The 17,784-nt window shown below is 60.4% G+C and carries 11 protein-coding genes and 1 pseudogene; 7 read left to right on the forward strand and 5 right to left on the reverse strand.

Going from position 1 to position 17,784, the window contains the following annotated elements; all coding sequences use genetic code 11:
* Nucleotides 1-12: 12 nt before the first annotated feature.
* Nucleotides 13-672: a hypothetical protein gene (locus LDZ23_RS34550; RefSeq protein ID WP_008345485.1), complete on the reverse strand. Its 660-nt coding sequence runs from the start codon at nucleotides 670-672 to the stop codon at nucleotides 13-15.
* Nucleotides 673-826: 154 nt separating this feature from the next.
* Between LDZ23_RS34550 and LDZ23_RS34555 the strand changes: the two genes are divergently transcribed.
* The 3 genes and pseudogenes from LDZ23_RS34555 to LDZ23_RS34565 all read left to right on the forward strand — a co-directional run.
* Nucleotides 827-1,702, forward strand: coding sequence for an alpha/beta fold hydrolase (locus LDZ23_RS34555; protein ID WP_235366135.1), 876 nt, complete (start codon nucleotides 827-829; stop codon nucleotides 1,700-1,702).
* Entirely contained in the window at nucleotides 1,702-3,393 is a 1,692-nt protein-coding gene (locus LDZ23_RS34560; RefSeq protein WP_008345481.1) for a cyclic peptide export ABC transporter, read from the forward strand. Before LDZ23_RS34555 ends, LDZ23_RS34560 begins: the two co-directional genes overlap by 1 nt.
* A 131-nt stretch (nucleotides 3,394-3,524) precedes the next feature.
* Nucleotides 3,525-3,686: pseudogene (locus LDZ23_RS34565) on the forward strand (NAD-dependent epimerase/dehydratase family protein); the annotation flags it as partial.
* 12 nt (nucleotides 3,687-3,698) lie between these two features.
* Here LDZ23_RS34565 and LDZ23_RS34570 read toward each other — a convergent pair.
* Nucleotides 3,699-5,252, reverse strand: coding sequence for a methyl-accepting chemotaxis protein (locus LDZ23_RS34570; RefSeq protein ID WP_008345479.1), 1,554 nt, complete (start codon nucleotides 5,250-5,252; stop codon nucleotides 3,699-3,701).
* Between the two features lie 999 nt (nucleotides 5,253-6,251).
* On the opposite strand from LDZ23_RS34570, the gene LDZ23_RS34575 reads away from it, so the two are divergent.
* The 3 genes from LDZ23_RS34575 to LDZ23_RS34585 all read left to right on the forward strand — a co-directional run bounded on the left by LDZ23_RS34575 (nucleotide 6,252) and on the right by LDZ23_RS34585 (nucleotide 10,674).
* Nucleotides 6,252-7,430 carry a porin gene (locus LDZ23_RS34575; RefSeq protein WP_008345477.1) on the forward strand — a complete coding sequence of 393 codons (1,179 nt, stop codon included), beginning with the start codon at nucleotides 6,252-6,254 and terminating at the stop codon, nucleotides 7,428-7,430.
* 1,118 nt (nucleotides 7,431-8,548) lie between these two features.
* Nucleotides 8,549-9,616: a hypothetical protein gene (locus LDZ23_RS34580; RefSeq protein ID WP_008345468.1), complete on the forward strand. Its 1,068-nt coding sequence runs from the start codon at nucleotides 8,549-8,551 to the stop codon at nucleotides 9,614-9,616.
* An 803-nt stretch (nucleotides 9,617-10,419) separates the two neighbouring features.
* Complete coding sequence (locus LDZ23_RS34585) at nucleotides 10,420-10,674, forward strand: hypothetical protein (RefSeq protein ID WP_081851829.1); 255 nt, start codon at nucleotides 10,420-10,422, stop codon at nucleotides 10,672-10,674.
* A 72-nt stretch (nucleotides 10,675-10,746) separates the two neighbouring features.
* Here the strand turns inward: LDZ23_RS34585 and LDZ23_RS34590 are convergent, their stop codons facing one another.
* The 3 genes from LDZ23_RS34590 to LDZ23_RS34600 are packed head-to-tail and all read right to left on the reverse strand — an operon-like array spanning nucleotide 10,747 to nucleotide 15,193.
* Nucleotides 10,747-12,681, reverse strand: a complete 1,935-nt coding sequence (locus LDZ23_RS34590) for a putative bifunctional diguanylate cyclase/phosphodiesterase (protein WP_008345467.1) — start codon at nucleotides 12,679-12,681, stop codon at nucleotides 10,747-10,749.
* Nucleotides 12,678-13,199 (reverse strand): YfiR family protein, encoded by a 522-nt coding sequence (locus tag LDZ23_RS34595; protein WP_081851830.1) that lies wholly within the window; start codon nucleotides 13,197-13,199, stop codon nucleotides 12,678-12,680. The genes LDZ23_RS34590 and LDZ23_RS34595 overlap by 4 nt, the downstream gene beginning before the upstream one ends.
* A 2-nt stretch (nucleotides 13,200-13,201) precedes the next feature.
* Nucleotides 13,202-15,193 carry a TonB-dependent receptor plug domain-containing protein gene (locus tag LDZ23_RS34600; protein WP_008345465.1) on the reverse strand — a complete coding sequence of 664 codons (1,992 nt, stop codon included), beginning with the start codon at nucleotides 15,191-15,193 and terminating at the stop codon, nucleotides 13,202-13,204.
* Between the two features lie 344 nt (nucleotides 15,194-15,537).
* Here LDZ23_RS34600 and LDZ23_RS34605 point away from each other — a divergent pair, with 344 nt between their 5' ends.
* A complete protein-coding gene (locus tag LDZ23_RS34605) occupies nucleotides 15,538-17,688 on the forward strand; it encodes a hybrid sensor histidine kinase/response regulator (protein WP_008345464.1) in 2,151 nt (716 codons plus the stop codon).
* Nucleotides 17,689-17,784: the final 96 nt, after the last annotated feature.

Here is a 17,784-nt window from a genome sequence, read left to right on the forward strand (position 1 = left end):
TATGACGATCGCTCAACCTGCGCGCCGCTGCTTGCGATCGGTATGCTTGCGCACGTTGCTGGCGAGTTCCGAAATGATTTCGGTGGCTGCGCCGATGATCTGACCGAAGTCGAATCCCGCGCGCGTCATCTCCCGATAGAACGATCGTGCAAGCATCTTCGAGAGCTGGCTCGGGTTCTGTACGGATTGCGCGACGATGTCGCCGATCGTCTGATCCGAGGATCGCTTGATCGTTGCCTGAGCGAACGGCGAGGCGACGAGCTTCTCAAGCCGGTCCGCCTCGACGGATCGCGTGACGAACGTGCCGAGAATGCGAAGCAGCTTCAGATCATGTTCATCGAATTGCCGTCCGAGCCGCGGTCCCGATACTTGCACGACGCCTATCGTCTTTCCGTTCAGCGCGAGGACGGCGAACATCTTGTCGCGCGCGTCCGAGTATTCGACGATGGCCGTCTTCTCCCCGATATGCACTTCGCCGAATGCCTCCGCGCGAGCGGCGCACAACTCAACAACGCGATCGTCGACGGGTATCGAAACGACGCATCGCTTCACGCGCATTGCCTCGGCGACCATCGCTGCGAGTGCTTCCGGCGATACGTCGGTCGTCTCGGTGTCCGCAAACTCGACGAGCAGCGAATCCTGCGCTTCATAAACATGTTCGGCGCTTTTCATGAGCACTCCACCGGTAGGTTTGGATGTGCGTCAGGGTATGCGTCGAGAGTTAGTTCGCAGTTAGCCCATGACCGTGATTCGAACCGATCCGCGTCCTCATCCCACGCTAACTTTCGAAAGACACACTAAGCGTCATTCCTGACAGGTGCTCACGATGAAACGTCCCTTATTCATGCAGCGTCGCAGCATCAAGGTTCGCGACGGCCGTTTTGATATTTCCGTCGAAGAGTCCGGAAGTATCGGCACGCCCTGCGTCTTGCTGCACGGCCGCGGCGAGTGCAGCGGCGTATGGCGAACATTGACCGACGCAGCGTCGGCCGAACATCGTTTCGTGTCGATCGATCTGAGGGGCCACGGAGATTCGAGCTGGGACCCGGAGCGCGCTTACGATTCGCCAACCCTCGCGGGCGATGTATTGCAGGTTCTGCTTGCAATGAACATAAGAAAGCCCGTTCTTATCGGTCATTCGCTCGGCGGCAGTGTCGCACTGCAATTGAACGCACTGCTCGGACACCATGTTTCCGGACTGGTCATGGTGGACTTCGGACCGGAATCCGATGCATCGGGTTCACAACGCGTTCGTGCCGACATACGCGAGACGCCGGCTACATTCGACACGGTCGACGGATATGTCTCGTGGTTGCTCGAACGGCGTCCGCTGGCCAACGGCCGTGCGCTTCGCAATCTCGCGCTGCATGCGTTGCGCCGCACGCCGGCCGGAGTGTTCGAGCCGAAGCTGGACCGGCGCGTCGCCGATGAGTCGCCGCAAAAGAGGGAGCCGCAGGCGGAACAACTGTGGCAGATGCTGGCGTCCGTGCGCTGCCCGACGCTCGTCGTGAGAGGCGTCGGGTCAGCGGTGCTAAAGCCGCAGGTTGCGCAACGCATGGCGCATCACGCGCTATGTGAAGGGCAACTCGCCACGATATCCCGCGCCGGCCATGCGGTGATGACCGATAACCCCGACGAATTCAATCGTACGATCGACGCCTTCCTTGCTTCGCTGCCGGATGCCGTGAGCGGAGGTCAGTGATGTTCTCGATCATTCCCGCGCAGCTTCGCCGACAGTCGATGCCGCGACTGGTCATTGCAGTCATCGCCGGGTTCGCCGGGGCGCTGTGCAGCGCGGAGATCGCGCGTCTCATCGGCCAGGTCGCCGCCGGCCAGATCGAAACGCGCGGACTGGTGATCGTTTTCTTCGCGGTGTGCGCGGCGCAATTGCTGTTCAGAACGAGTTCGCAGATCATCGTGCTCGATTTCGGTCAGCAGGTGATCTGCAGTCTTCGAATCGAGCTATGCCGCAAGATCCTGCGCACGCCCTACAAGAAGCTGCAATCGCTCGGGAAGCCGCGCCTGCTCGCCATTCTTACCACGGACATCAACACGTTCGCGCAGGCATCGCAAATGCTGCCGCTCGCGTTCGGCAACGTCGTGCTCATTGTCGTATGCCTCGTGTATATGGCCTGGCTTTCGTGGCAGGCGTTCGCGTGCTTTTTCGTCTTTCTCGTCGTCGGGGGGGCGATCTATCACAGTATCGAACGCTGGCCCTTGCGCGAAATGCAAGCGGTGCGAGATCAGCTCGATGTCATCTTCCGGCACTTTCGTTCCTTGCTTGAAGGCACGCGGGAATTGCAACTCAACGACGCGCGAGCCCGATACTTCACCGAACACGTCGTCCATTCGACCGCACACGCATTCCGCCGATCGTTCACCCGCGCGATGCTCATCTATTCGCTCGTCGCCAACGCCGGTGGCATGCTCTTCTATGTGGCGATCGGCCTGATCCTGCTCGTCGTTCCGCACTGGTTTCCACAATCCCACGGCGTGCTCGTGACGCTCACCCTCCTGCTTCTTTTCCTGATCCATCCGGTCAGCGAAGTCATGACGATCTTGCCGATTCTTCGTCAGGCGTCGATTGCGCTCCAGCGCATCCGCATTCTCGATGCCGAGCTCATGCAGCAAGCGGACGATGACGGTCATGGGTCCGCAGACGATCCCTTCGGGGCCGCGGTCGAAGGCGTGCCGCTGATCCGGTTTTCCGCCGTATCGCATCGCTATCCGGGGCTGACGGAAGATCATCCGTTCACACTCGGACCGATCGATCTGTCGATTCGTCAGGGCGAAGTCGTTTATCTGATCGGCGGAAACGGCAGCGGCAAGACCACGCTCGCGATGCTGCTGCTCGGACTGTACGAGCCCGAGCAAGGGCACGTAGAACTGAACGGTGTAAAAGTCGAGAGAGACAACCTTGCGCATTATCGCGAGCGCTTCTCGGCCGTGTTCGCCGACTTTCATCTGTTCGATGAAGTGCTGTGTGAAGACCAGTCGCAAATCGCGAAGCAGGCGGCACAGTATCTTCACAAGCTCGAACTCGACCACAAGGTCAGCATGAAGGGCAACCGGTTCAGCACGGTCAATCTCTCTTCCGGACAACGCAAGCGCATGGCGCTCATAGCGTCGTATCTGGAAGACCGCCCGATCTATCTCTTCGACGAATGGGCCGCCGACCAGGATCCCGTATTCAGGCGCGTGTTCTATACGCAGTTGATTCCCGAGCTCAAGCGCAAGGGCAAGACGGTCATCGTCATTTCTCACGACGATGCCTATTTCGAATGCGCCGATCGTCTCGTTCAGGTTGCGAACGGGCGCCTCATCGACGTCTCTTCCGAAGCACTGAAAGAAGGCCTCTTCGCGGGACGCAGCGGCTCGGCAGTGGCCGAATAACTTCGCCGTTCGCTCGAACAAGACGTCCCCACCTACGGCGTTCGACAGCGACGCCGGCAAAGTCAGCGCCGACCAAGCAAACGTTTGGCGCGTAATTCCTTCCGCAAAAACTTAGGGCTGCGCAACCAGTGGAAGGCAAGCGCGCCGCGGAGACGCTGTGCTTCGCCTATCGCCGCATGTACGGCACCGATGTGCGCGTCGCGCGCATCTTCAACACCTACGGTCCGCGCATGGACCCTCAGGACGGACGCGTCGCGTCGAACTTCATCGTGCAGGCGCTGCGCGGCGATCCAGGACCGCGCGGCTCACTCCACTTGAAACACCGCGACCGCCCGACGCAACGCTTCGGCCTGCTCGGCGAGCGATTGAGCGGCGGCGGACGCCTCTTCGACGAGTGCCGCGTTCTGCTGCGTGACCTCGTCCATCTGCGCGACGGCCACATTCACCTGATCGATGCCCATGCGCTGCTCGCCAGATGCCGCCGCCACTTCGCTCATGATGGCCGTCACGCGATTCACTGACGCGACCAGGCCTTCGATCGTGCCGCCGGCATGCTCGACGAGCGCCGAGCCGTTCGACACGCGCGCGTTCGAAGCATCGATGAGCGTCTTGATCTCCTTGGCGGCCACGGCGCTGCGTTGCGCCAGTGCGCGCACTTCGCCGGCGACGACCGCGAACCCGCGGCCCTGATCGCCTGCCCGCGCGGCCTCGACGGCCGCATTGAGCGCGAGGATGTTGGTCTGAAACGCGATGCCTTCGATCACGCCGATGATGTCGGCCATCTGCGACGAAGCCTGCGCGATGCTGCGCATGGTCGCGACCACGTCGTTGACCGTGTCGCCGCCCTGAGTCGCGTCGCCGCATGCTTTCGTCGCGGCGTGCGTGCCCTCGGCGGCGTTGTCGGCATTCTTCGCGACCGTGCTCGCGAGTTCTTCCATGCTCGCCGCCGTTTCTTCGAGCGATGCCGCCTGAGACTCCGTGCGTTTCGACAGATCGACAGTGCCCTGCGCGATTTCGCTGGCCGATTCGGCAATCGCCATGCTCGATGATTGAATGCCAACCACGATCGTGTTCAGACGCGCGCGCATCGTCTCGAGCGAGACCATCAGGCTGTCGGGGCTGCGGCCTTCGAGCGGGATCGCATCGCGTAGATTGCCTTGAGCGATGCGTGCCGCAAGCGCCATCGCTTCGCCCGGTTCGCCGCCGAGCGCGCGTGTAAGACCGCGCGTGATGACAAGCGCGGCTACGATGCCGGCAAGCAAGGCTGCTACGCCGAGCGCGAGCATGATCGCTTTGGCGCGGGCGTAGGCGGCGTCGGCGTCGCGGTTGGCGATATCGTTCTGTTCATCCTGCAGCGCGATCATGTCCTTCGTGGTACTCATCCAGTCCCGTTGCACAGGCCGCAACTCGTCGATCAGCACGCGAATTGCCGCCTGTTGCTCGCGCGCTTCGGCAAGCGAGATCGCCTTTTCGATGATCGGCGCGGCGGCGGCTTCGTTCGCGCGAAGCTTCTCGAATACCGCGCGTTCGCTTGCGGAGGTCTGATCGCTTTCCTTGAAGCGCGTGCCGAGTGCGTCGTAAGCCTGCGCGTAGCCTTGCGCCTGCGTACGGATGCGCGCTTTCTCCGTCTCGACCGCGGCCGCATCGGTCAGGAGCGCGATGTTGCGCAGTGCAATCATCCGGTCGCTCACCGACAGGCTCAGCACGTGCGCGAGCTTCGCCTCCGCATTGTTGACTTCGACGACTTCATCGAAGCGCGCCTGGATTTGCGACATGCTCACGAGACCGAAGACGAGCACGGCGAACAACGTTGACAGCACGATGCCGAAGCCCAGACCCAGTTTGGTGACGACCTTCATGGTTGTGATTCTCCGTAGACAGATGCGAGCGGGTTTCCCAGGATGAGAAATCCACTGCTTTCATACTGTTTACGGATAGCATTCGGTTTACTTTACGGTGCTTTCGGCGTCTTTTGACGAGTGTGCCGCGCAAAGCAACGGGCTAGCGCATCGCCTTGGTTTTGCCGTCGCTTGTACTTCCTCATTCGGGCAATCACACCCTCAGGCATCGGGCGTCTCAAGTCTTGCGCTTCCACTGCCGATATGGCGAGATCGCTTTCGCCTCTTTAGCTCCGGACGCCACCGCTGCGCGCGAAGTAGAAACTCGAGAAGATAACTGAATGCGCTACAAAATATGCGATACATGCGGCGCCGAAGTAAGCGCTATGGCCTCTCTATGCAAACGCTGCCAGACACATTTGCCGCCGAATCCGCCTCCGGATGAAGCGACAGGAGAATCTCTGACGTCCTCGTCACAAAGCGTCAGCCGGCAGATGTTGCTCGCGTCGAGCATCGCCATCATCGGCGCGATCGCTGTTGGAGGGGTTCTCGCAACCGCTCCACGCGACGAGAGTCGAACGCAGCACAGAGCCGACGCGACCTCGGTAAGCGGTCGTGTGATTCCGGCTGAGCAGGCCGAACACCCGTCTTCGGAAAGTACATCGAAGTGAAGTCGGACCACGACGACGCAGGCCGACGCCCACCATGTCGTGACGTTACGGAATGACGGTCCCGATCGTACGAAGCTCGTCGGATTGCCCATCTGCGCAGTAGTCAGTCCGTTGGTCGCGGGCGTTAGTTAGCTGCGTGCCTGTTGTTCCAGCACGGATGTCCCGACATCTGTGTCTGCGTAGCTTTTGAGTTGGCAGATCTGACCGCGATCGCATAAAGTCAGGTAGAGCACATCGCGCCTTTTCGTATCGATGACTCGCAAGGCTGCGCGCCCGTAAGACATCTAGCTCCGTGTAGAAAGCGTTCCCAGAGAATGTATCTCCCGGTCTTGGCTGCTGGAGCAGGCACATGAACAAGATGCTTAAGATAGGTGCGACGACGATCCTCACACTCGGCGGGGCAGCGCATGCGCAAAGCAGCGTCACGCTCTACGGGCTAATCGATGCGGGTTTGACCTATACGAACAGCCAGATCAGCGGGACGGGCGGCGGGCACAGCAAGTGGGAAATGACGAGCGGCGCAGTCCAGTACAGCCGCTGGGGTTTGCGCGGGGCCGAGGACCTCGGCGGGGGCGTGAAGGCAATCTTCACACTGGAAAGCGGCTTCAATTTGAATACCGGGCAGTACTCGGCAAACATGCGCCTCTTCAATCGCCTGGCGTATGTCGGCTTGTCGAGCCGCGATTACGGCGCGCTCACGCTAGGCCGCCAGACCGACAGCATGGTCGATTTCGTCGCGCCGCTTTCATTGACGGGTACGGAGTTCGGGGGCACGCACTTCGCGCATCCGCTAGACAACGACAATCTGAACGACTCGTTTCAGATCAACAACGCGGTCAAGTACCTGAGCCCGAACATCGCAGGCTTTCGGTTCGGTGGGCTGTACGGCTTCTCCAATCAGGCGGGCGAATTCGCGAACAATCGTGCGTATAGCTTCGGCATCTCATACGTCGCGGGCGCGTGGAACTTCGGTGCGGGTTATCTCGCGCTCAGCAGTTCTGCGCGCACGCCGGCACAGTTGAATACGAACGGCGCAGTCACCGATACAACCGGCGCGTCCCTGCAAGGCGCGCTGACGCCGACGGGTGTGCCTTTGGGCGTGCTGGCCAGCAGTCAGAAGACCTTCGGCGCCGGCGTGAACTACACCTTCGGTCCGGCTGTGGCCGGCTTCGTGTACTCGCACACCAAGCTCTCCCAATTCTTTCAGACTGGGCTGAGCGGAACTTTCCAGAACTTCGAAGGAAACATTCGGTATGCGCTGACGCCGGCGGTCGAACTTTCGGGCGCGTACACCTATTCGCGCGCAGGCGGAAATGGCGGCGGCGGCGTTCCACATTGGAATCAGGTAAGCGCGATGGCCGATTACCGCTTCTCTCGGCGCACCGATGTCTACATTCAGGGCGCGTGGCAACGGTCGAGCCCGAGCGGCACTTCGCCCTTGGGCGTGGCATGGATTAACGGCGTGACCGCCCCGGCTTCCACGACGAATCAGCTCGAAGCGGCCGTCGGCTTGAAGCATCGCTTCTGACGCCCTCGAAACAGCCTTAAGCGTCAAACCGGACGAAGGACACTATCCAACGACGAATCTATCGATGACGGATGACCGCGCAAAGCGGTCCTCCCGGTCGTGTGCGGCCACCGATCGCCAAGAACGGTGGAACAACGGCGCACTGTGCGCTAATTGCATCGTCGCGCGCGGAGCCACTAACACATTGCGAGGCCGCATCGTAGCGATCGGAACGGATGAAGAACAGCCGCGCGCCTTTAGGCCCCATCCTTGTCGCCACCGGCACCTGAATAAAGCGGCGTGACGCTCAAAAGAAGAGAGACCACAATGTCGAGCAAGCGACGCATGCGTATCTCCTTCGAATGACAGCGCCGCGTATGGCGCGCGGCTCACCTTCAGTTAAGGAGAGCAGATTCGCAATGCGTCCAATTCAAGAAGCATCGGTCGACGTCAAGAATACAGCGGCGAAAGCTCTATCGCGCCGGACCCAGGAAGCCACGAAAGCCGGCGCCACCTTATTTATTAGGATCGCTTACTTGATACTCGACGGTGGCGCCGCTTTATTTGCAGGCCAGGCCCGGCCGACTAGTCACATTCAGATCTGACGTGTAGTGCTCCGCTTCCCGCGCTGCTTCCGCGACCGTCGGCTGAGTCATTGCCGGGCTGGCGTCGATCCGCGGAATGTGCAATAGATTTCCCGGCGAATACGCAATTATTACCTCTTACCCAGGATTCAAAGCGACTGCGTTTCGGTATCCCGTTCCGAATAACCTAAAGAACGCACAAAGCTTGCCGTAAAACTGTTTATAAGGCTCATCCATTCGGTAATTTTGGCTAGCCCTTATGCGTCCTCAAAGGTCGACGGGGTAGCAACATCGCGGAGCGACATTGCGGCCGATTTGCGAACCCGGCTCCCTTGCCGTGCAAGTCGTCCTCATTAATCCCCTAACGCTCCGGTCCATACAGCGTACCGACCGAACTGCAGCAACCGGGCGTTTCAGTCCGAAACCTGCATTCCATCGCGGTCTGACTACCGACTTAGAGAAATAGGCGTCATCAGTCCGCACGCCCACGGCTTCGGAACACATCAATTCGTATTGCTAACTACCATGACAAACCACAGAAAACCTGGCCATTGCTTGCGTGACCGTTTCCGCCTCGTCAATATCTCGGCGGCCGTCGTTGCCGTCGCCACCAGTCTGATGCTCGCGGCATGCGGCGGCGGCGGCGAAGGCGCCGTCGAGGCCGCCACGGCGAAAGCCACCGATATGCCGGAGGCGACCGCAAAGGCGGCCACCACGGCTTCAATCTTTTACGGCATGAACGGTCACATTACCAACGGCGGCGCCTATGACAACACGCCCTACGCGACACAGCTCTCGCAGCTCCAAGACCTTGGCGTAAAGATTTTCCGCAACGACGTGTACAACTTGGCATCCGCCAAAGTGCTCGCTACCGTTGCCAAACAGTTTGCGGCAGGAGGGGTTCAGGTGTATCCGGTGATGCTGCTCGGGCTGGGTTTTGACAGCGAGGAAGCGGCTTACAATGCGGGCTTCGTAATGGGTCAGCAAACGGCACAGACCTATAAGTACACGTACTACGAAGTCGCCAACGAATTGGATTCTGCCGCGCTGGCTGGAAACTACGACGGCAACATCTGGTGGCAATACAGCAATCGGCCGTTCACGATCGCGCGCGGCGTGATCCGTGGCATGATCGCGGGTGTGAAGTCGGTCGACAGTTCCGCGAAGATTATCGTCGATGGCACATGGAAGCACATTGCGTTTTTTCAGATGCTTCTCGACGGCTCACAGCCCGACGGAACACACGGTCACCCGACCGTCAGCTGGGACATCACCGCATGGCACTGGTACTCCGACCAGGGCGACATGACGAATGCGTGCGGGGGCACGGGGTGTCACGACATTCTCGGTATCATCAGTTCCTTTGGCAGGCCCGTCTGGATCAACGAGTTCGGCGTGCGTCCGGAATATGGCGCGAATGACACTATCGCTTCTTACCTGACCGGTAACCTGATGATGCAGCAGTACTACACCCAGGCGTCGAAGTACAACATCCAGTCGATTCAAGGTTTCGAGTTGTACGACTCCCAGGAAGGCAACTACGGCATGCTGCAAAGCGATGGCAAGACGAAGAAGGCCTCGTACATGGCAGTCAAGAATTTCATTGCGAGCCACCCGAAGTAATAAGCGGCAGGGCGGTCGCCAGCTGAAATTCGCCGCGTCGGGGCTTTCGATGACGCGGTCATCGAAAAACCCGGCGAACAAGGGAATCGCTCACTTCGAAAGATATTCGATTCCCTCGGATCCTCCACCGACTAATAACGACTTGAGTTGGCCGGCTAAGACCGTCTAGCACGACCTCTCGATCTTTCGCCAAGGCAACCATCGGTCCCGCGCTTACGAACCGGCGACAACAACCTCGGGACATCCCACTGTCGAGGCGTCTGCGGTCTCAACAACATTCTCCGAGTGGGCAAGGACGTCTGGCGCACAAGTGCCCCTCAGCCCCCTTTGCGGTATCACCGATTCCACTCAAGAACTGCCGATGCGACCGGAAGAATTTCGCAGACTCGTGCAAGCGCGCTCACCACGGGCTTAGCGCCGCAGCGGTCCACGCGCCGTTTCCATCACTTCCCGACCGTCGGGCCTCGGCTCGGCGAGCAGGAATCGCCTATGCCGCGAAATACTGGTTTTCCCGTATTAACTCGTCTCGTCAAATTGCCGTTATCCGCTGCAAGCAACAGGTCATAACGGCACGCAAGAGCGCCAACGTTTGCGTGACCAGGCGTTTCGAGCAGCCGTACATGGCGCTTTGATGCGTCGCATAGCCCGAATTGGGATTGCAGAAGCCGGTCCGAATCGATGCGCCGGACTTGGCAAAAAGATGACTGATTCGATGAGAAAAGTACCGCTTTCCGATGCAGACGCTACCTCGGTAGTACGTTCGGGGACGCGGTTTCAGTTCATGCACATGGCAGGAGGCTGGGGTGATCCTCGAAAATGAAATTCGGCAACTTGAACGGTCCGTCAACACCCTGATATGCCGACCCACATTGATCCGCCGTGAATACTGGGCTGCTCAGACGGAAAAGCTTCTGGTGTTTCCGGGACTGTCCGCCCGCGATCGCCGTCGCTTGATCGCGTTACTGGATCTTCTTGGAATTTCAACCCGCGAAGAAGTCGCTCCGTTAGGCCCGCCGTCGATGGTCTTCAGTATGTCCGGAGAGCCGACTGCGACGTGATTGATCCGCTTGCACCCTCTTCCGGTCTCTCAACGAAACGACAAGACGGACAATTCTCCTGAGCTGCCCGTGTTATGCCGATTGCGGGTGTTCATCATTGGCGATGATCCCGGACGTACCTGTCTGTTGCGCCAATGCATGCTCTCGTAGAAGGGCACGAAATCTGTCGATCGACATGGGCGTGCCGGTGAAATAACCTTGGACGACGTCGCATCCCGCTTCCATCAGCCACGCGAGCTGTTTCGCGTCTTCCACCCCCTCGGCAACCGCGTCAAGCCCGAAGCTATGAGCCATCGACAGGATCGCCGTCACGATGGGCTGTCCATGTTCTGGAAGCCTTTCGATGAATGAACGGTCGATCTTGATCGTATTGACAGGGAAGGCATGCAGATACGACAGCGACGAATACCCTGTGCCGAAGTCATCGATGGATAACAGCACACCCGCAGTGCGCAGACGATTCATCACGTCGAGCGCCGTCTCGCGGTTGGCAATGAGGTGGCTCTCGGTAAGCTCGAGCTCGAGCAGCCCGGGTGCGAGGCCGCTCGCCGCGAGCGCCGCGAGGACGTCGTCGACAAAGGCCGGATGCCGCAACTGCCGCGCCGACACGTTCACCGCAACGCGAACGCTCACGTTCTGATGGTCGGCGCACCACGTCGCCGCTGCAACGCACGCGCGCTGCAGCACCGAACGCCCGAGCCGCACGATCAGATCGCTGTTCTCTGCGATCGGAATGAACTCTGCCGGCGATACGACGCCTTCGTCCCTATGCGTCCACCGCGTCAGCGCTTCTGCACCGACGAGCGAACCGTTGCGGCAGTCGAACTGCGGTTGATAGACGAGATCGAGCGCACCGCCGTCGACGGCCTTGCGCAATTCCGCTTCGAGATACGCACGGCGATGCGCTGCATTCATCAGTTCACGAGAGAATCCCACGACCATGTTCTTGCCGCGCGTTTTCGCTTCGTATAACGCGATGTCCGCGCTGGCGACAAGGCTTCCGCTGTCGTGCCCGGCCTCCGGAAAGCTCGCATAGCCGATGCTCGCCGTCACGCTGATCTCGTCGCCGTCGATTATCGCGGGCTGGCAGAGCGCGTGTCCGACTTCATTCGCGACTTCCTCAACCGCGCTCCGTTTCCAGGAGCACTCTACCGTTACGGCGAATTCGTCGCCGCCCATCCGGCTCACGATCCCACGACCGCGCACGGCACTCGTCAGCACGCGCGCCACATGCTGCAGCAGTTCGTCGCCGGCCCCGTGACCGAGCGTGTCGTTCACCGTCTTGAAGTCATCGAGATCGATCAGCACGAGACCAAGATGGCGATGCGGGTCCTTTGCCGCCCCGAGCCGCGCCTCCAGCGTTTCATAGAACGTACGCCGGTTCGACAGGCTCGTGAGCGGGTCCGTGCGCGCCAGGTGCTCCAACTCGCGTTCCGCTTCCGTCACTCGTCGCCGCATCCGGCGCATGACGAGTGTCGAAACCCAGAGCGCACCCAGACACGCGACGCCGAGAAAGCACGCATATTGCAGGAGTTGTCGACGCACCAGGTCGCTCGTTGCTACGAGCACCACATGTCCCAGCTTGTGGCCTTTATGCTCGATCGTCGCGCGCACGTAGACGTCACCGAGCGAGAGTGTCGTGCGATGCTCCGTCGACGCGAGCGTACCCTCGTCGATGTGCTCCGCGCTAATTCCTGCGCGCGCGTAGCGAGTGAAGATCCGGTTGTCGTCGCGATATACGCTGACACTCTCGACGTAGGGAACGCGGCGCAGCGATCGCAAGACGTCTGTCATCGACGCTTCGTCATCGAACATCAACGATGCGCTGACGTTCTCTGCGATGACGGACGCTTGCAGCGACGCATCGTCATAGAGAGCGCTGCGGAATGCCACCGCCTGGTACACGAGAAGCACGATGCTCGCGACCACCAGCGCAATGCCGACGCTCACGAGATTCGCGTGCACCGTCAGACGCTCGGCGCTCCGACTGCTGCTCCGCATGGTCATTTGAGTCTCCTTGCAAGCCGCAGCAGTTTCGAGCTAAGAACCAGCTTTCGGCGTAAGGCCTCGGTGTTGCTGATGTCGAAGCGCAAATGTTCGTCCTCCGCGATCAGCTTGATGACCGCCTCACCGGGTGCGGTCGCGCCGGCGCCAGCGATGACGAGCACTGCATCGTCCGACCGCAATGCCTCGCGCATCTCCGCGCTCGTGCTGTCGCCGTCGTCCAGGGCAAGCACGTCGCATTCGCCGGCCCCCTTGCTGCCCACGGTCATAAAACGCCACACGCGCGCACCCACCAGCCGCCCATTGAGTCCAGCCAGCGCGTCGCGCAGCGAACTGCGCTCGCTCGCACAGACGCGCAATTCGGCGCCGCGAGCGCGTTCAGCGGGCCATTGCGTGAATTGCGTGAAGTTGAAGATGTAGGCGCTCTCGAGCTTTGGCAGATCTACCTGCGCGTGCGCACACCATGCCGCGAGCGAACCGGCCGTGCACAAACAGAGCGCTATGCCTCGACGGATCCACATCTTCAGAACCCGTAGACCATTTTCGCCAGCAGCGTGCGGCTCTGCTGCACGATGACGTTCTGAGCGAAGCCGGGGCCGGCCGGATCCGCATATCGGCGGTCGAAGACGTTATAAACCGACAGCGACACATCTGCCGGCGCAATAAGTTTCCGGCTGTGGAGCGACACGTTGACGACGCAGTAGCCCCCCGCCGAACCCGCTTGTGCGAGCCGCGACGACAGACACTGCGCTTCGGAACCTGCGCGCGCCGACATGGCAAACAGCGGGACGCTCACGTTGACCTTGGCCATGTGGCGCGGCGAGTTTTGAAGCGCGCCGCCCGACACGGAATCGCGCGAGAACTGATAGGCGTAACTGGCCCGCGCGCGCACGCCCGAGGCAAACTGCTGCTGCCATGAGAGTTCCGCGCCGCGTGCCTGCGCGCGATCGACGTTGCGAAACACATAGAGACCCGAATCCGGGTCGATGGACTCGGTGATGAGGTCCCGAAGCGAGTAACGGAACAACGAGAGGGTCACGCGTCCCGTGCCGCCCAATGCACGCTCGTAGACGAACTCCTGCGTGCCGATACGTTCCGACTTCAACCAGGGGTTCGCAAGCTGCCCGCCTTCGCCGGGAATTGCGTAATACATCTCGTAGGCATTCGGCGCGCGATATGCGGTGCCGTAGACGAGCTTGAACGTATCGCTTGCGGTCGGCCGCCAGATCAACGCGATACGGGGACTGAAATTACCGCCGATGCGCGTCTCGCTATCGAAGCGGCCGCCGATGTCGAGCGTCAGCGGCTCGGCGAGTTTGATTTCGTCATCGACATACACGCCGACGCGCTGACTGACGCGATGGTCGTCGAGCAGGCGCTCATACGGCCCAACGTTGTAGTTCCACTGGTCGCGTGCCGTGTTTATCGTGTAATCGACGCCGGCCACGATGCGATTGCGCGGCACCGTGCGCACGGTCGCATGCACATCGCCGCCGTACCACACGGCATGATCGCCATCGACGTTGCTGATGCCCGGCGCGGGGGAGACGAGCTGACGGCTCGTGTAGTCGTAACGCCCCGAATAAAGCTCATAGTCGATCGCAATGTCGTTGCGCAAATGATGCGTGTACGTGGCATCCACGAAGGAATGCGTGTCCGTTACGCTGAAGGGTGCGTTGAAGACAGCGTCGTAAGGCGCGCCCGGAACGTCCTTCGTGCGGTTGCCGTAGCCCGCGCTGATGCGCAAGCCGCCGATGCCGAACTTCGCGAACAACTTCTGGTTGCGCTCGCCATCGAGTCCGTTTGCTACGCCGTTGTTGTTGTCCGGCGTATCGAACTCGGGAAAAAAGAGGTCTTGGCCGTGGCGCTCGTAGGCCGTCGCGGACAGCACGAGGTCCGCGCCGTGCGCGCCATGCCAACCATACGTCGCTCGAGCTTGTTTCTCACCGAAGCTGCCGACAGCGCCGGCGAGTTGAACGCCACCGATCTCGCTGCCCTTCTTTGTGATTACGTTGATGGTGCCAAGCAACGCATTGGAACCATACACGGCCGAGCCGGGGCCGGGTATGTATTCGATACGCTCGACGAGATCCATGTCGATCGGAAAGTCCGAGCCGACGGGCGCCTGATCATAGACTCCGTCGTTCAAACGCATTCCGTCGACGAGCAGCAGGAAGCGGCTGTTGTAATCACCCGGGCGCTGGAAACCGCGCGCGCCGAGATACGAGTACATGCGATCGGAGGTGATATACAGTCCGGGCAGCGTTGCAAGCGCATCGGCCAGCGTGCGCCAGCCGTAGTCGCGTATGTCACGGGCGGTCAGAACGATGACGGCGGCAGGCGCGCTCGCCGCGGACTGTGCGACCCGCGTCGCACCACTCACGGTCATGCTCATCAGCGACTCGAGCGGCATCGAAGCCAGGTCTTCGTTCTCCGGTTGGAGCGATGCGCGCGCGAGCGACGGAGCGGTAGCCGCACACGCGGGCGTCACGCACGCGCCGACGAACGCGGCCATGAACAGTCCGGCGACAAAGTGCAGCGGTGCATCAGCGGAACAAAGACTTGGCGGCTGGGTGAAGATCGACATCTGTACGGCATGTTCTAATGAATTCGAGGGTTCTTTTCTTATCGGCATCCGCACCCGGCCGCTTGAGTCGGACTCCATGCGTCGGCGCGCTTCAGCGGCCGCGTGTCGGTAATACTTTCGCGGCACCCCGCACCGCGCTGTGTGCTGGCGTGAGCGCACGCCAGCGCCGTCGTCTGATCGCTTACCCTGAAGCATGGCGGCACGGATGTTGCGCAACTGCCTTCTCCATCCTCCGGAGAATTCAAGGCGTCTCCTGCCGCGCCTCCGTCCCCATGGCCTCCCCTGAGATCTTCGCAGAAATTTTCAACACGGCGCCCGTCGGGAGCTACTTGCTCTCCCCCACACGGGACGCAATCATCCTTGCGGTCAACGATGCGTTCCTCAAGGCCTCGACGCTTCGCAGAGAAGAGATGGTCGGACGGAGCCTTTTCGATGTGTTCCCCCACAATGAAGCTGATCCGGAAGACACAGGGGTCGAAGCGCTGCGCCAATCGATTGCTCGTGCAATCGAGACGGGTGAACCTCAGACATTGCCGCTACAGCGATTCCCGCTCTGGGTGACCACCGACGACGGGAAGACACGTTACGAAGAACGCTTTTGGAGTGCTGTCAACACGCCGATTTTCAATTCAGAGGGCACGCTGCTCTGCGTCTCCCATACCACGATCTATGGCGCGGTCGCCAGGAATGGCCTCCCGATTCACGCACAGAGGGAGGCGTCGCAGCTAGGACGCTGGTTCGACATCTATGCATTCCGCCCTGACGCTGCAACGCCTCATCAGGTGGGAGTCCTCTTTTCTGACATTACCGAGCAGCGAGAAGATGAGCAACGTCTGGTCGCCAGCGAGCGGAACGCAAGAAGCGCCGCGCGCGAAGCACTGGACGCTACCCGCCGCCTGGACGCAGTATTGGAAGCCGCGCCGATCGGCATTGTCGTCAGCGACAGAGGCGGTGCGATCGAACGAGTGAATCGATCGTTTGCTCAGTTTTGGGGCGAGAATCATCCGCGCCCACAAAACATCGAAGACTTCGAGATGTGGAAAGGACGCTGGGCCGATCATTCAGACAGACACGGTCATACACTCACCGCCCATGAGTGGACTACGGCGCGCGTTTTAAACGGTGAAGCCGCCGCCAGGGATATCGTCTCCATCGAAAGCTTCGATGACCCGCCCAATCGACGGACATTACTGAGCACGGGGGCCCCCATCAGGGACGATCATGGCGCCATCGTCGGCGCCGTTGTCGCACAGTTGGACATCACCGATCGCGTCAACGCCGAAGAGGAGTTGCGTCTCGCCGATAGACGGAAGGACGAATTCCTCGCCATGTTGTCACATGAACTCCGCAATCCGCTCTCGCCTATCGCAAGCGCGGCAGAACTGATGAGGGTCGCACCTAACGATGCGCGACGGGTCAGCAAGTCGTGCGAAATCATCTCGCGACAAGTAAAACACATGACGGGACTCATCGATGACCTTCTCGATGTGTCACGGGTAACGCAGGGACTGATCAACCTCAACGTCGAGGTGCTCGACGCAAATCGGGTTGCGGCTGACGCAATCGAGCAGGTCAGACCGATCATCGAGAGGAAAAGGCATCGTCTTTCGCTGCGTACGTCGTCGACGGCGGCGCTGGTACGGGCAGACGAGAAGCGGCTGACCCAAGTCTTCGTCAATCTGCTCAGTAATGCAGCCAAGTACACGCCGGAAGCAGGCGTTATCGACTTCACCGTGAGCTTGAACGACGACTGTGTCAAAGCCGTCGTAGCCGACAACGGCATCGGGATGACGCCGGAAATTGCCGCGCGCGCCTTCGACTTGTTCGCGCAAGGCGAACGCAGTTCCGATCGCTCTCAAGGTGGACTGGGGATAGGACTCGCACTCGTCAAGAGTCTGGTCCAGCTCCATGGAGGTACCGTCACCGCGTACAGCGCAGGTCCCGGCGAAGGCAGCACGTTTGTTGTATGCCTGAAGCAGGCTGAAACCTCGAATGTCCAACGAAATGACAAGACGGACAATTCTCTTGAGCTGCCTGTGTTATCCCGATTGCGGGTGTTGATCGTTGACGATAACCCGGACGCGTCGGAGACGCTTGCCATGCTGATGCAAACCTTGGGAAATGAAGTACGTGTCGCGGCAAACGGCAATGGAGCCCTGAAGGAAGTCGAACAGTGGAATCCCGACGTATGCCTTCTCGACATCGGCTTGCCCGACATGGACGGATATCAGTTGGCGTCCAAACTCAGGCGCCGCCCGGAGACCGCGCGCAAAGTTCTCATCGCAGTAACTGGATACGGCTTGCAACAGGACAAAGAGAAGGCGATCGCCGCCGGGTTCGATCATCACTTTGTCAAGCCATTGGACGTGCGGAGACTTTTTTCCCTGCTTGGCGATGTCGCTTCGCGCGCGGATCGCGAATAGAACACCATCGCCCGACAGGCGAATTGCGTTGACAGGCAGGCGTCTGCCGACCCGTAATGGCGGATCTGGCGAAGTTGGTAGATCAAGTCCTGCGCT

Origin of the sequence: Caballeronia zhejiangensis, assembly GCF_022879815.1 — a bacterium.
Taxonomy (GTDB): domain Bacteria; phylum Pseudomonadota; class Gammaproteobacteria; order Burkholderiales; family Burkholderiaceae; genus Caballeronia; species Caballeronia zhejiangensis.

Bases quoted from the DNA above. Each gene is read 5' to 3' on its own strand.
- LDZ23_RS34600 (WP_008345465.1), bottom strand. From the start codon at position 15,193: ATGGCCGCGTTCGTCGGCGCGTGCGTGACGCCCGCGTGTGCGGCTACC.
- LDZ23_RS34590 (WP_008345467.1), bottom strand. From the start codon at position 12,681: ATGACCATGCGGAGCAGCAGTCGGAGCGCCGAGCGTCTGACGGTGCAC.
- LDZ23_RS34570 (WP_008345479.1), bottom strand. From the start codon at position 5,252: ATGAAGGTCGTCACCAAACTGGGTCTGGGCTTCGGCATCGTGCTGTCA.
- LDZ23_RS34605 (WP_008345464.1), top strand. From the start codon at position 15,538: ATGGCCTCCCCTGAGATCTTCGCAGAAATTTTCAACACGGCGCCCGTC.
- LDZ23_RS34575 (WP_008345477.1), top strand. From the start codon at position 6,252: ATGAACAAGATGCTTAAGATAGGTGCGACGACGATCCTCACACTCGGC.
- LDZ23_RS34560 (WP_008345481.1), top strand. From the start codon at position 1,702: ATGTTCTCGATCATTCCCGCGCAGCTTCGCCGACAGTCGATGCCGCGA.
- LDZ23_RS34595 (WP_081851830.1), bottom strand. From the start codon at position 13,199: ATGTGGATCCGTCGAGGCATAGCGCTCTGTTTGTGCACGGCCGGTTCG.
- LDZ23_RS34555 (WP_235366135.1), top strand. From the start codon at position 827: ATGAAACGTCCCTTATTCATGCAGCGTCGCAGCATCAAGGTTCGCGAC.
- LDZ23_RS34550 (WP_008345485.1), bottom strand. From the start codon at position 672: ATGAAAAGCGCCGAACATGTTTATGAAGCGCAGGATTCGCTGCTCGTC.